Annotated in this window: 12 protein-coding genes and 4 pseudogenes; 14 read left to right on the top strand and 2 right to left on the bottom strand. The window is 43.9% G+C overall.

Features of this window, described 5'->3' with window-relative positions; all coding sequences use genetic code 11:
• The first annotated feature begins 2 nt into the window (after positions 1 to 2).
• Entirely contained in the window at positions 3 to 1,226 is a 1,224-nt protein-coding gene (locus tag MMY81_RS01730; protein WP_252311382.1) for a S1C family serine protease, read from the top strand.
• Between the two features lie 140 nt (positions 1,227 to 1,366).
• A complete protein-coding gene (locus MMY81_RS33705) occupies positions 1,367 to 2,209 on the top strand; it encodes an STAS domain-containing protein (protein WP_252311381.1) in 843 nt (280 codons plus the stop codon).
• A gap of 72 nt (positions 2,210 to 2,281) precedes the next feature.
• Here MMY81_RS33705 and MMY81_RS01720 read toward each other — a convergent pair whose 3' ends face one another.
• On the bottom strand, positions 2,282 to 2,611 hold the full coding sequence (locus tag MMY81_RS01720; protein WP_252311380.1) for a hypothetical protein: 330 nt from the start codon (positions 2,609 to 2,611) through the stop codon (positions 2,282 to 2,284).
• Positions 2,612 to 2,837: 226 nt separating this feature from the next.
• Here MMY81_RS01720 and MMY81_RS01715 point away from each other — a divergent pair.
• From MMY81_RS01715 to MMY81_RS01665, 11 genes and pseudogenes are all read left to right on the top strand, one after another.
• Positions 2,838 to 3,761 (top strand): annotated as a pseudogene (locus MMY81_RS01715) (Mur ligase family protein); the annotation flags it as partial.
• 52 nt (positions 3,762 to 3,813) lie between these two features.
• Entirely contained in the window at positions 3,814 to 3,993 is a 180-nt protein-coding gene (locus MMY81_RS33700; protein ID WP_252311379.1) for a glutamate ligase domain-containing protein, read from the top strand.
• Between the two features lie 103 nt (positions 3,994 to 4,096).
• Entirely contained in the window at positions 4,097 to 4,345 is a 249-nt protein-coding gene (locus MMY81_RS01705; protein ID WP_252311378.1) for a hypothetical protein, read from the top strand.
• 16 nt (positions 4,346 to 4,361) lie between these two features.
• Complete coding sequence (locus MMY81_RS01700) at positions 4,362 to 4,595, top strand: DUF4190 domain-containing protein (RefSeq protein ID WP_252311377.1); 234 nt, start codon at positions 4,362 to 4,364, stop codon at positions 4,593 to 4,595.
• Positions 4,596 to 4,693: 98 nt separating this feature from the next.
• Positions 4,694 to 5,755, top strand: coding sequence for an oxidoreductase (locus tag MMY81_RS01695; protein ID WP_308215173.1), 1,062 nt, complete (start codon positions 4,694 to 4,696; stop codon positions 5,753 to 5,755).
• Positions 5,756 to 5,986: 231 nt separating this feature from the next.
• A complete protein-coding gene (locus MMY81_RS01690; RefSeq protein WP_252311376.1) occupies positions 5,987 to 7,042 on the top strand; it encodes a hypothetical protein in 1,056 nt (351 codons plus the stop codon).
• A 123-nt stretch (positions 7,043 to 7,165) separates the two neighbouring features.
• A pseudogene (locus MMY81_RS01685) lies at positions 7,166 to 8,025 on the top strand (alpha/beta fold hydrolase).
• Positions 8,026 to 8,254: 229 nt separating this feature from the next.
• Positions 8,255 to 9,207 (top strand): annotated as a pseudogene (locus MMY81_RS01680) (glycosyltransferase family 2 protein).
• Positions 9,204 to 9,592: pseudogene (locus tag MMY81_RS01675) on the top strand (GtrA family protein). Before MMY81_RS01680 ends, MMY81_RS01675 begins: the two co-directional pseudogenes overlap by 4 nt.
• Positions 9,593 to 9,691: 99 nt before the next feature.
• Complete coding sequence (locus MMY81_RS01670) at positions 9,692 to 10,555, top strand: YfhO family protein (RefSeq protein WP_252311375.1); 864 nt, start codon at positions 9,692 to 9,694, stop codon at positions 10,553 to 10,555.
• Complete coding sequence (locus tag MMY81_RS01665) at positions 10,519 to 12,444, top strand: YfhO family protein (protein ID WP_252311374.1); 1,926 nt, start codon at positions 10,519 to 10,521, stop codon at positions 12,442 to 12,444. The genes MMY81_RS01670 and MMY81_RS01665 overlap by 37 nt, the downstream gene beginning before the upstream one ends.
• A gap of 32 nt (positions 12,445 to 12,476) precedes the next feature.
• Here MMY81_RS01665 and MMY81_RS01660 read toward each other — a convergent pair whose 3' ends face one another.
• Entirely contained in the window at positions 12,477 to 13,043 is a 567-nt protein-coding gene (locus tag MMY81_RS01660) for a M15 family metallopeptidase (RefSeq protein ID WP_252311373.1), read from the bottom strand.
• Positions 13,044 to 13,158: 115 nt separating this feature from the next.
• On the opposite strand from MMY81_RS01660, the gene MMY81_RS01655 reads away from it, so the two are divergent.
• Positions 13,159 to 13,968 carry a histidinol-phosphatase gene (locus tag MMY81_RS01655; RefSeq protein WP_252311372.1) on the top strand — a complete coding sequence of 270 codons (810 nt, stop codon included), beginning with the start codon at positions 13,159 to 13,161 and terminating at the stop codon, positions 13,966 to 13,968.
• Positions 13,969 to 13,983 lie beyond the last annotated feature (15 nt).

Raw genomic sequence — 13,983 nt, 5'->3', positions numbered from 1 at the left:
AAATGGGATACTATAAAGAAAAAACAGACGGCCCGTCGAACAATAAAACGAAAAGAGGCTACTTTTTATCCAGTCTCTCCGGACTGGCTGCCGGTGCAGTAATTATGATGGCTGCCGGTCCGCAGATCAGCGGATTGGATGGAAGCGGGGCAGATGCCCAGACCGATGCACAGACGAGCGGACAGACTACAGCAGAGACCGTGTCCTACGATGTGAATTCCGATGTGACAGAGGCTGTTGATAAAACAAGCGATGCCATTGTAGGAGTTACCAATCTGCAGGCTGCCGCTGCACAGAATGGTTTATACGAAGAGAGTGCGGATGCTTCGGAAGATACGGAACAGGAAGCAGGAACGGGCTCTGGAGTTATTTATAAAAAGGATAGCGGAGAGGCTTATGTCGTTACGAATAACCACGTAGTGGAAGGCGCGGATCAGGTGGAAATTACGCTTTCCGATGGAACCAAAAAAGAAGCAGAGGTACTCGGCGAAGATGTATGGACCGACCTGGCTGTGCTGAAAGTAGATGCCAAGGGCATTGATACAGTAGCTGAATTTGGAGATTCCTCCGTACTGAAGTCCGGCGAGCCGGTTATTGCTATCGGCAACCCGCTTGGAGAGCAGTTCTCCGGATCGGTTACGACAGGAGTTGTTTCCGGAACGGAGCGTTCTATTCCAATCGATGTAAATGAAGACGGAACAGCAGACTGGCAGTCAGAAGTAATTCAGACCGATGCAGCGATTAACCCTGGTAACAGTGGAGGAGCGCTGATTAACTCCCAGGGACAGGTGATCGGCATAAATTCCATGAAGATTGCCCAGGAAGCAACGGAAGGAATCGGCCTGGCTATTCCGATTAACAGCGCCCAGCCGATTATCAATGATCTGGAATCAAACGGAGAAGTGGAACGTCCTGCTCTAGGCGTAGCTCTGCTTGATTTAACCTCTCTCCCCCAGCAGTATCAGCAGCAGCTTAACCTGCCGGAAGACAGAACCACAGGAGCGGTTGTACAATCGGTGGAGCCCGGCTCTGCTGCAGAGTCGGCTGGAATTGAAGAGCTTGATGTGATTATCGGAGTGGACGATGAAGAAATCGCAACAATGTCAGAGCTTCGCCAGTACGTATACACAAATAAAAATATTGGGGACGATATAAACGTATCGGTGATTAGAGAAGGCAAAGAAGAACAGCTTACGCTTACACTCGACAGAGGAGAACAGCTTTAATAGAACAAAGACAGCTGGCAGAAGAGGCCAGCTGTTTTCTTTCATTGGATTATCTCCCCCTCTTATGTAACGGTCATAATATATGGTAAGCTGGTACAATCAATATGACGTAATAGAAAAAGTAATGCGAGGTAGGTACAGTGAAGGAACAATCAGCTCAAAATTACGACCAGCTTCTGCACGATTATTTATTATCCCATTCCAATCAGTTAAGCGAAGAATGGTATGAATCGATAGATGACAGTGATCCCTCATCCGTTTACGCCTCTACTGATCCGGAAACAACAAAAAAACTAAAAGAAATGAACACTACATTCATTCAGCAGTTTGTCGAAATATTTAATACGGAAGAAGAAGAATTTTACGAGAAGTTTGAAAAGAAATTTGCGGCTACAGTAAAGGAAGAAGAATACGTTAATACTCCCCTTATTACGCTGCAAAGAGAATTCTCACGCTACCGTGATATGGTTTTAGGATATATTAAATCATTTGTTAAAAGCTATCACGGGGAAATCTCTCAGGAGGAACTTCTTGCCTGGAATGAAAAAGTGACTAAAGCTTTTGATTTTACGATCCAAATGTTCATGCGTGAAGCCATTCAGAAGACAGACCAGCAGCTAAAAGAGCAGGAAGATGTCATTAACGAGCTCAGCTCTCCGGTCATTGTTTTGAAAAAACATCAGGCGCTGCTTCCGCTGATCGGCAATATTGATGCAGCCAGAAGCGAGATCATTGCAGAAAAGACGCTCGAGGAATGCAGGCAGAAGGATATTGAACACTTATTTATTGACCTGTCCGGTGTGCTCAGCATGGACCAGTTCGTCGCACAGAAAGTGATGGATTTGTCTCATGCCCTAAAGCTGATCGGTATTGAAACAATTCTTTCCGGTATGCGTCCGGAAATCGCACAGAAATCGGTAAATCTGGGGATCTCCTTTAAAGAGGTCCGGGTCGTGACGAATTTGAATGACGCGTTATTTTAGAAAAAGAGGGCAGAAAGAAATACCTGCCTCTGTCGATAGCAAAAGGCTGTGTCCAGAGACGCAGCCTTTTCTTTATTTGTCAGGTTCAAGGTCTATTTTCTCATCCGCAGAAGCTTTCTTTTCTATTGTCAGAACAATACGCTGCATGGGAACCCCTCCCATCGGAACCGTGCGTTCTGACAGCCGGTAGAGACTGCCGTCCACCCGGCAGAGCCCGTTTCCTATATATACCGCGTCGCGTCCATCTTCCTGAAGTTTTTTCTCCGCCGCTTTCCCGATATTGGTCATTCCGGTGTGCCGCTCTTCCAGAGTAAAGGAAATACTTTTTTTCCGATAACCCATTAAAAAATTAAAAAACCATAACGCGAAAACAATTACAATCAAAGCGAGAATAAGTTCCAATAAATACACCTCTTTTCCAATGTAGTGAAAAAATAAATGGTTAATTTTACTTATTATACCAAATGAAACAAAGGCTGTTAATGATAATAGGTGGAAGTTGAAAAAAACGTGTCCGGCGGGGTACACTTTACTCGATCTTATTACTTGCCTGCCTTTTCCTGCAGGGGAAAAAGGAAAACAGGTACATGTTATAAATGGCGAATAAAGATAGAAAGCAGGACAGTGAATGCATATAAAGTTCCACGGAAACCAAATGTTCGACTACCTCCAGGTGTTCGGTAAAGAGGCTGGAGAAATTGATTCTATCGTGTTTGACTCCCGTAAGTCGCAGGACGGTTCTGTTTTTTTCTGCATGAAAGGCTTTAACGAGAATGGGGAAACCTTTATCGAAGAGGCGATCAGCAAAGGAACGACAGTAGTTGTAAGCGAAAATGGAAAACGAATGAAGGACTTAAGCAAACAGTATCCCAATCTTACATTTATCGAGGTATGGAACACGAGAACAGCTGCAGCCCAGTTTTCTGCTGCTTTTTATGAAAACAGCTATCGTTCTTTATTTCTAATGGGAGTGACCGGAACGAATGGAAAAACGACCGTAGCCTCTTATATACGCTCTATCTTCAATACACTGGGAAAGCCGACCGGGATGATTGGAACGAACGGTATCTGGTCTTCCAAAGAAAAACTGCCGTTTCGCGGAAGCACCCCGACTACTCCGGAGGCGCCTGATCTGCATAGAATCTTTTCTGAATATGTAAAGCAGGGAGAAGAAGCGGCTGTGATGGAAGTATCCTCTATTGCGCTTGACCAGAAAAGAGTGGAGGGACTTCAATTTAATGTAGCTGTGCACACGAACTTGTCACCGGAGCATATGGAATACCATAAAACGTTCGAGAACTACCGCGAAGCTAAGCTGGAATTATTTAAACAGACCGATAAAGCCGTAGTAAACGTAGATGATGTATTAGGAACGGAAATCCTTTCTGTATGTCCGGGAAAAGTATTAACGTACAGTCTCGATCGGGAGACTGCAGCAGATATTCATGCGTATGCTCTTACACCATCAGATACGGGAACCAGTGCAGTAATAGAAATGGATGGAAATGCCCATAACGTTTTTCTGCCGGTATTTGGTGAATATAATGCAGCCAACGTGCTCGCCGCCATCTGTACTGCCCTGCACGCCGGATATTCGTTAAGCCGTGTGCTGGGCAGCAGAGAAAATAGAACCGGTCGAGGGCAGATTTCAAATAGTATGGGGAAAGCAAAAGCAGAAAATCATTATAGATTATGCCCACACTCCAACGGCGATGGACCAGCTTTTAAAGGAAGCGAAGAAGCAGAATAATGGCCGGCGGATTATATTAATGCTGATGGGATAGGGATACGGGATTTTTCCAAAATGCCCCGAATGGCAGAAACAGCAGAGGGAGAGCAGATCATATTGTCGTTTCTGTCGATCATCCTGGTGATCATGAACCTCAGGTGATTATAGAAAAAGTATTATCCGGTTTTAAGCATCCTGATGATCCTTCCATTCATACCGCCCCAAATAGAAAAGAGGCCGTTCGGAAAGCGTTATCGCTTTCAGAAGAGGAGGATATTGTTCTGTTGACGAGCGGGTGTATAAATGGGGGACAGATTGTAAAAGGAAAATCTATCCCTCATTCTGATGAGCGGGTGATTGAAGAATATTTTGCAGAAAACGGCTGTGATCAGCAGCAATCTATATAAAAGGAGACAGCAGCGCATGGCACAAGAAGCAGAAGTAAACAGAGACGCTATTGTAGCAATGGTGTTTGGTATTTTATCTTTATTTGCACCGGTTATAGGCATTATTTTCGGGGTCATGGCCATTATTTTTGGAAAAAATGCCCGTAAAAAAATCAAAGCAGCCCAGGAAAAGGCATGGCTATGGCAGTTACAGGAATTGTGTCCGGTATCGGCGGCATTTTATTTTCTCTTTATCTCATCACTTTTATGATTGTTCTTGTCGTTCAGGCTTAAAGAAATGTTTATGGGTAGATATGTACAGGGTATAGCAGTAACCATAACTAACTATAAATAAGCAGGGTGATAAAAATGGACAAGTTCGATAACAATCTATTTAACCAGGGAAACATAAGCAATCATATTTTTAAGAACCGCTACATGGTCGGGCCGATGACCAGAGTGAGTTCAGAGGCAGATGGCACCCCGAATGAACGGGTGCATCAATATTATGTGCGCTACGCGAAAGGCGGATTTTCCGCGGTGATTACAGAAGGAACCTATCCGGATACAGCTTACAGCCAGGGCTATGAAAATCAGGCAGGGCTTGCCACTGAAAAGCATAGAGATGCCTGGAAGCCTATTGTAGAGGATATAAAAAACAATGGGTCAAAAGCGATTGTTCAGCTTATGCATGCAGGAGCACAATCGCAGGGCAGCTATTACAATGGAGAAACGATTGCCCCGTCTCCCTACGATCCAGATGCTGAAAAAGTTGGAGCTTACGGCGGGGAAGGGAAATTTCAAAAAGCACGTGAAATGACGCAGGCGGACATTGATGAAGCAAAACGTGGATTCGTCCAGGCTTCGATTTATGCAGCAGAAGCCGGGTTTGATGGTATTGAGCTTCACGGGGCGAACGGCTACCTGCTGGATCAGTTCCTATCAGAGGGCATAAATAAACGTACTGACAAATATGGGGGCAGTGTAGAAAAGCGCCTGACATTCCTATTGGAAACTATTAAAGAAGTGAGAGAAGCTATAGGAGATGACATGGTACTTGGTATCCGTATCTCCCAAATCAAAGTAGTAAACCCGAACCACAAATGGTCAGGCGGAGAAAAAGAAGCCGAAACGATTTTTGGTATACTCGGCAGGTCCGAAGTGGATTACATTCATATTTCTGATGATGATGCCGCAGAGCCCGGCTTCGGCGAAGGAACGATGACGATGGCAGCAGCTGCCAAAGCATACGGCGGTCTCCCTGTTATTACAGCAGGAAATCTGGCAGATCCGGATAAAGCAGCCGGCATGATTGACCGGCAAGAGTGCGACTATGTGGCTGTGGCAAGAGCTGCTCTTGCCAATCCGGATGCTCCTAACCGCATTCAAAAGGAAAGCCTCTTGATGATTTTAACCCTGATGAAATCATGAGTCCCAAAGCATATGTGAAAGACACCGAGCTTTCCAGAGAAATGATTCCAAACGAATAAAGTAAAGCTTCCGCTGCGGCGGAAGCTTTTTTTATAGGGAAAAGGCAGGAAGGCTCATTTACACGTTGAGAGAAAGTAAATAAAATACAAAGGGACAGTAAAGCATGTTCCATGTAGTAAATTTAGGGGTATAAAAGAAAAGGATACTAAGAGAGAGCAAGGCGGGAGAGAAATGATACGAAAGAAAAAGGCTGCAGCTTTTACCGGCGGGATGTTATTCATTATTACGCTGCCGTTTTTGATAATGTTTTCTATTAATGTACTGGTTGATCCGCTTTGGTTTTTCAATCATGAAAACAGATTTAATGAAGTACAGGAAGATTTTGACGAAAGACAGCAGAAGGTCAATCGTGTCGCTTTCGCCGGAGAAGAGTTCGATACTCTGCTTATCGGCAGCAGCCGCGTGACTTATATAGACCAGGGAGAGTTTGGAGAGGAGGACGTCTTTAATATGTCTTCCGGCCATATGAGCCATAAGGAGTACGGTCCTTACCTTGAGTATGTTGAAGAAAAAAGAGGAGAACCGCTGGATAAAGTATATATAGGATTTGATTTTTTTGCGACCTCTGAGAATAAAGGAGTAACTGATCCGGCACCATTTATTGAAAACGCAGAAGACCGGTTTTATCCTCTAAAAGCTTACTTATCGAGAGATATACTGGAACAGTCATTTGACAATGCAGCAGCCTCTGTAAAAAATGAACCTTTTCACAGAAGCTATGACCGTAATAATGCTGGGACGACAGAGAAGCTGGGCTCGGAAGAAACGCAGGAACGAATTGAAGAAAAAGATCAGGACTTCGAAGACGTAACATACGATGACCAGACGTACTCCTATGATGAAAGCTTTAAGGAAGAAATGCAGCAGCTGCGGGAGGCTCATCCGGATACAGAATTTACAGCGTTTACCACGCCGGTTACGGAAGACTTATTTCGTACGATGCAGCAGGAAGGACGAGAAGAAGATTACGAAAAGTGGCTCCATGATATTACGAATGTATTTGGTGGAGTAGAGCACTTTATGTATGTGAATTCCGTGACGGAAAATCCTGATTATTTTTACGATGCCCATCATTATTATCAGACACTTGGTGATTTAATGGCTCATCGGATGGCGGGCGTGGAGGATAACGAGCTTCCAGATGATTTCGGTATTCGTCTCACTGAGGACAATATCGATGAGCAGGTACGACTTTTAAAACAGAATGACTGGAAGCTTGAAGAGTAGAAACGATAATCCGTTCCCGATGTGCAGGAAGAATTCTCCCGGCAGAGGGAGCGTCAATTACAAGTTTACGCCTTCAGCCAAAGGGAATATAAAGAAATAACCAGCAAAAGGGAGGCTGACATTATGGCAGATATCACTTTTGAATATATTGAAACAAATGGCATACGTCTTCATACAGCGACAGCAGGACCTGACGATGGTGAACTGGTCGTCCTGCTTCATGGATTCCCGGAATTCTGGTATGGATGGAGACATCAGATAGACATGCTTGCAGAGCTTGGCTATCGGGTGATTGCCCCGGATCAAAGAGGGTACAATTTAAGCGATAAACCTTCGGGAGTGGAAAACTATACACTAAATAAACTGCGGGACGATATTATCGGTTTGATTAAATACCATCATAAAAATAAAGCAATTATTATCGGACACGACTGGGGCGGAGCTGTCGGATGGCATTTAGCTGCGACGCGTCCGGAATATGTAGAAAAGCTTATACCCATTAACATCCCGCATCCGGCGGTTATGCCAAGGGTACTTGCCAAAGAGCCCCAGCAGTGGGTTAAAAGCTCTTACATGCTCTTTTTCCAAATGGCAGAAACCCCGAGAAAGCTCTGCGCGCAAATGATTTTCTAGCGATGGAAAAAGCGCTGCTTACCTCGAGCAGGGCAGATGTGTTCTCACCTGAAGATATAAAGAAATATAAAGAAGCGTGGAGTCAGCCCTGGGCGCTGACAACAATGCTTAACTGGTACCGGTCTATTTCCAAATCGGTAAAATTACAGGGGGCGGATAACAATATTCCTGTGCCCGTTCAAATTATCTGGGGCGCAAATGACACGTTTTTATCCAGGAATCTTCCTAAGGAGAGTCTTAAACTGTGTATGGATGGAAAGTTTGTTCTTGTAGAAGAAGCGACGCACTGGGTTCATCATGAACAGCCTGACATTGTGAATAGAGTAATTAAGGATTTTCTGGCAGAGTAGCATAATAGCTGACCGGCTGAAGCCGGCCGGCTTTATTTATGCAGTAAACAGATAATTACATAATTTCACATAGCTTTTCAATGTGTCTATGAAACCAAATCAGCTTTCTTCTGGTATATTATAATATTGGTTCGATTCTTCTCTGACAGCTGATACAGGCACTAGTTTAAGAGAGTATAAAAGAAAGCAGCATGTAAAAAAAGAGATAAATGTAATTGGAGGAGCAGCTATGAGCGGTTTACAGCCAACCGTTTCCTTCATTATACCGGCGTATAATGAAGCAGAAAACGTACCGTTAATTCATGAAGAGTTACGGAAAGAATTTGAGTCCTTATCCTATCAATATGAAATTGTTTATATAGATGATGGCAGCAGTGACAATACGCTGCAGGTGCTGCAGGAGCTGGCCGGCTCTTTTAGTGAGGTGTGCTACATTTCCTTTACGAGAAACTTCGGTAAAGAAGCAGCTTTGATTGCCGGCCTGGAGCACGCTAAAGGAGAAGCTGTGATTATTATTGACGCTGATCTGCAGCATCCGGTGTCCCTGATTCCGGATATGCTTAAAGGCTTTGAAGAAGGGTACGACCAGGTCATAGCCCAGCGCAATAGAACAGGCGATTCTAAAGTACGTACCGGCCTTTCTAATATTTACTATGTATTAATGAACAAGCTGGTAGATGTAGACCTTAAAAATGGTATCGGTGATTTCCGTCTGTTGAGTCGGCGCGCGGTTGATTCTATGCTGGAACTAAAAGAAGGCAATCGTTTTTCCAAAGGTCTGTTCTCATGGATCGGATATGACCAGAAAATTATCCACTATGAAAATGTGCAGCGCGCCAGCAGGGCGAAACAAAATGGTCCATGTCGAATCTGGTTAACTATGGAATCGATGGAATGATTTCTTTTAATCATAAACCGCTGCGTATCTGCTTGTATGTCGGGTTATTTATTCTAATGCTATCCCTTGTGTACATTACGATTATGTTTGTCCAGGTTTTTAGCAATGGTGTGAGCGTGCCGGGTTATTTCACGACGATTTCAGCCGTACTCTTCCTCGGAGGCCTTCATTTATTCAGCCTTGGAGTAATAGGTGAATACATCGGCCGGATTTATTACGAAGCCAAGCAGCGTCCGCATTATCTTGTCCGCGAAACAAACACAACGAGGAGACATAAGAAATGAAGCGTTTCAACACAGAGTTCACTCGTTTTGTCCTTGTCGGCGGCATGAACACGTTTAATTTTATGTCGTATTTTTAGTCTGCCATAACCTTTTGTCCTTTCACTATATGGTGTCACACATTCTTGGTTTTATTGTCAGTCTGGTGATTTCCTTTTTCTTGAATACGTATTTTACGTACCGGGTAAAGCCGACGCTCTCAAAGTTCCTGCAGTTTCCGATTACCCAGTTTGTTAATGTAGCTGTGTCCTCCACGCTTGTATTTATCTTTGTGGAATGGCTGCAGCTGAACAGCAATGCAGCACCGCTCTTCGCTGTTATTTTCACCATCCCTATCACGTTTATTGTTACTGGAAAAATACTAAAAAATAACGGTGGGCCTCTATGACTAACAAAAAGAAAAATAATTATTTTAATCGCTGCTGCCTTTGCCGCTGCTTTTTTCTCTCATTTCTTCTTTCTAAGGGAATGGTGGAACGACAGCTATATGCTTGGCCCCAATGACGGTTTGAATCAGGTAGCACCCTTTAAAGCACTGTTATATAACGAATACACAAGCGGGAATTTCTTTTATTCCTTTTCCTTCGGAATGGGTGCAGGTATATACAGCCAGCTTGGTTATTACTACTCTACCAATCTGGTGTACCTTTTTTCTGTTGCCGTTGTATTTTTGCTTGATACGATAGGGATTATCGATTCCCCGGATGCGCTGTTCTGGGCCCAGGCGAACGTATGGATAAGCGTAATACGAGTGACCGTAATTATTTTAATTACTACAGCAGTCTTCCGCTACATGAAAATTCAGACAGTCCCAGCTTTTGTGGGGGCTTCTTTATATGCCATCAGCGCTATTTACTTCCGGCACGTGGTTTTTTGGGAATTTTTTGCGGATGCTTTGTTATGGGTGCCGCTTCTCGTATTAGGAGTAGAAAAAATTATTCGGGAAAAACAGCCGGCCTGGTTTGTTGTTGCCGTTGCACTGACAGTTTTCTCTAACTTCTACTTTGCCTATATTAACCTCATTTTTATCGGTATTTATATTCTGGCCAGATGGCTGATCCGTTTGGAAAGAATGAAGCGCCGCTTAAAAAGCAGTTTAAAACATTATACGCTTGGCGGGATTCTTGGCTTTGGAATGGGATCTCCAGGCTTTATTCCGGCTGCTTACGGTTACTTTAATAACCACCGGCCGCCCTATGAAGACAGCATACCGCTGTGGGATTTTTCCGACAACATCCTATTTACAAGCCTGACGCTGCTGCTTCCTACTATCTTTTTGCTTTTTGTATGGATAGGGACCTTCTATAAAATAAATTGTTCCTTCTGTTTGCCTCTATTAGTTTACTATTAATTATTCTGCATTTCAGCCCGCTTGCCGGCAGTTTATTTAACGGTTTTTCTGCACCGAGAAATCGTTTTGAGTACCTTGCTTCTTTCACAATAGGAGGCATGACAGCTGTCGGTCTGCAGCTTTTGACGAAAGTGAAGAGAACCTGGCTGGTCACGGCAGGTATTCTGGCTATCGTGATGTATATATTTATGTATGTGACGGGCGATGTGGCAGACAGTGATACGAACCAGGGGGTTTTGGTGCTCATTCAGGCTTTTGTCATAGCACTGGTTTTCGTGCTGTTTGGCTGGTTCCGCAAACCGGCTCTTGGCTACACGCTGCTTGCGGTTATTATGATTGGCAATATCCTGGTATTAAATAACCACCAGCGGATTGAGTTTCACGAAGGAAATAACGTGGATCAGGTTACACGTGAATATATGCTAAGTGAAGATTATATGAATGAGGAACAGATGAATTTGATTGACCGTCTCCAGGCTCAGGACGAAACAACGATGCCGCGCCTTGATTGGAGAGGAGAGGATACGAGAAATAATATTCCTCTTGTGCAGGAATTTTACGGAACAAGTGCTTACTCGAGCATTCAAAATCAAAATATGCTGTTTTTATATTATGAGGATCTGGAAATTGATATGGAAAGTGAAAGTGTCAGCCGCTATTCCGGCTTTGGCGACCGGGCGAATTTGTACAGCGACCTCCGCGGTAAGTATCTGATGCACGCTAAAGAGGAGGAAGAAGTCGTTCCGTATGGTTTTGAGGAGTTCATGGAAAGTGAAAACTATGTAATCTATGAGAACACAAATGTTCTGCCCTTTGTTCAGACGTCGAGTACTATTTATGATAGAGAAGACGCGTTGAACCGTTCGATTCCAGAACGGGAGCAGGCCATGCTGTCAGGTATTATATTAGAGAATCCCGCCGAGAATGCCGAGATTCCTGACGACAGCCCCGACATTCTGGAAGAAGCAGAAGTTGTGCCGGTGAATGGTGAGTATAATGACGGCCAGCTTACTGTTACAGAAGAGGAAGGCGGTCTTGATATTGTTCTCGGGGAAGAGTCTGAAACATGGGAAGATCTATATGTCTCCTTTTACCTTGAGAACAATGATCGAGATGCTCCTGGTTTTCTGCTCGACGTTAACGAATTCCGGACGGATCGGAAATCTCATAATTCCTTGTACCGGACAGATGTAAATGACATTACCATCCGGGTGGAGAGTACGGATACTATATCTATCCGCATTCCTGAAGGCAGTTATACACTGGACAACCTTGCGCTTGCCGGAGAAACCTACGAAACGCTCGAACAGGCTGCAGCCTCTGAAACTCATGAAGATGAAGAGGTGAGCATAAAAGGAAATCGAATGGAGCTTGAATTTAACAATTCAGAAAATGATACGCATTTAACGCTGCCGGTTCCTTATGAACTGGGATGGGACGTTAAAGTAAACGGAGAATCAAAGGATGTACTGGAAACAAACTTTGCTTTTCTCGGCACAGAGATTGAACCGGGGGATAATACGATTGAATTTGTCTACTACCCGCCATTTTTCCGATTTACCTTTGTCGTGTCCGTTATTGCTTTTGTTGTTACGGCACTGTGGGGAATCTATAAATGGAGACAAAAAAGAACAGTAAAGAACCTTTCCGCTATTAAGTGGAAAGGTTTTTGTCTATTCCGAAAAGAGAGTATACTGGGTACAAGACGCACGAACAGGAGGGAGTTCCATGTGGAAAAACGCCCAGCATATGGCGTGGTTTATTGCCGGACTTGTTGTTATATTAAGCATATTTCGTCCGGGCTACGTCAATTATTTATGGATGGTTCTCATCGTTGCGATTGCTCTTGTCATTCAAGTGCTGTACTGGTACAAAGAAGGACGGTATGAAGAACACACCTAGTCAAAAAACCGGAGAGGTATTATAAAGAGTCTTCCGCCCGCTGCAGATCGCTGATATTCCAGCCGTAGCTCTGCTGAAAATGCGGATAGTCCGTAAAGCCCTGCCAGTCGCCGCCCCATTCCAGTCCAAGGTCTTTTCCTATCTCTCCGACTTCTTTATAATCGGCGGTACCGCTGTTGTTTCCATCCCGCTTGACATCCCAGTGGATTTCTCCATCTTCATCAAGTACGGCAAAGTCAAAGGCAAGACCATAATTATGATAGGATTCTCCTCCACGGGCACTTGTTACAATCTGGCCGGGTTCGGTACGGCCCTGCGCATACAGCGCATCCTGCTCTTCTTTTGTACGATATTCCTCTGTAATAACGATATCTATTCCTCTTGCACCGGCCCGTCGGATGATACGGTCTCTTTTCTCCTCCACACTCGGGTGCAGTCCATTTAATTCTATAATCTCTTCAGCTGATACTTCAGGCTGAAAAGGATTTTCTGTTATTTCCATCAAGTCGGTGTTATCCACAAAGAACAGCACAGCTAATATGAAGACACCTGTCCATAGAATGGTTAAGCCAAAACTCCATTTCACTCTACATAAGTCCTTTCCTTATAAACTTCCTTGAATATATAATGATTTTTCCTTTTTTGTCAATAAAAGCACCAGTCTCCGGATATCTGCTAAACTATATACAGGAGGGGATAACATGAATAAATTTGATATGCATACCCATCATTATCGCTGCGGCCATGCCAAAGGAACGATGGAAGATTATATTAAAGCGGCGTTGGATTCAGGTCTTCAGGTTATTGGCATCTCTGATCATTCTCCTTACTTTGCCGAAAAAACAGATCATCCTTATCCACACATTACGATGGCAGCAAGCGAATTTGAAGAATACATAAAGGAAATAGAAGCGTTGAAACAAAAATATAAAGGCCGGATTGATGTGCTGGCGGGGGTGGAATCCGATTATTTTCCAAAAGCTGCCTCGACGTACAAGCATGAGTTTGCTAAATATGAGCTTGATTATCTTATCGGTTCGGTTCATTTTGTAGAAGACCAGAATATTTTTAATAAAGACCGCTGGACGGGAATGACAGACGAAGAAATGCTCCGTGTGAAAAATGAATATTATCATTTAATTCAGCAGTCAGCGCGCAGCGGAATGTTTGATATTCTCGGTCATATTGATGCTTTAAAAGGATACTTCCCTTACATCTCCGAGCTCTATACTCCTGAAGTCGAGCAGACGCTCAAGGTGATTGGGGAAACAGAAACGGCGATCGAAGTAAATACGTCTGGAAAAATGAAGTACTGCGGAGGGTGGTATCCTTCTGCTGGTATATTGGAAATGGCCTGCCATTACGATGTGCCGGTAACATTTGGATCAGACAGCCATGTGCCGGAACGCGTAGGTGATGAATGGGAAGAAGTCCGGCAGGTACTAAAAGAAACAGGCTTTAAAGAATGGCGCTACTATAAAAACAGAAAACCGGTCATTCAGGCATTGTAGGAAATGCGTAACGTT

The sequence above is a fragment of the Sinobaca sp. H24 genome, assembly GCF_023845525.1.
The sequence above is the reverse complement of the archived record's forward strand: the minus strand, read 5'-3'. Positions and strand labels throughout refer to the sequence as shown.

Coding starts and splice junctions, on each gene's coding strand:
- MMY81_RS01690 (WP_252311376.1), top strand. CDS start 5,987: ATGATACGAAAGAAAAAGGCTGCAGCTTTTACCGGCGGGATGTTATTC.
- MMY81_RS01670 (WP_252311375.1), top strand. CDS start 9,692: ATGCTTGGCCCCAATGACGGTTTGAATCAGGTAGCACCCTTTAAAGCA.
- MMY81_RS01700 (WP_252311377.1), top strand. CDS start 4,362: ATGGCACAAGAAGCAGAAGTAAACAGAGACGCTATTGTAGCAATGGTG.
- MMY81_RS01655 (WP_252311372.1), top strand. CDS start 13,159: ATGAATAAATTTGATATGCATACCCATCATTATCGCTGCGGCCATGCC.
- MMY81_RS01730 (WP_252311382.1), top strand. CDS start 3: ATGGGATACTATAAAGAAAAAACAGACGGCCCGTCGAACAATAAAACG.
- MMY81_RS01695 (WP_308215173.1), top strand. CDS start 4,694: ATGGACAAGTTCGATAACAATCTATTTAACCAGGGAAACATAAGCAAT.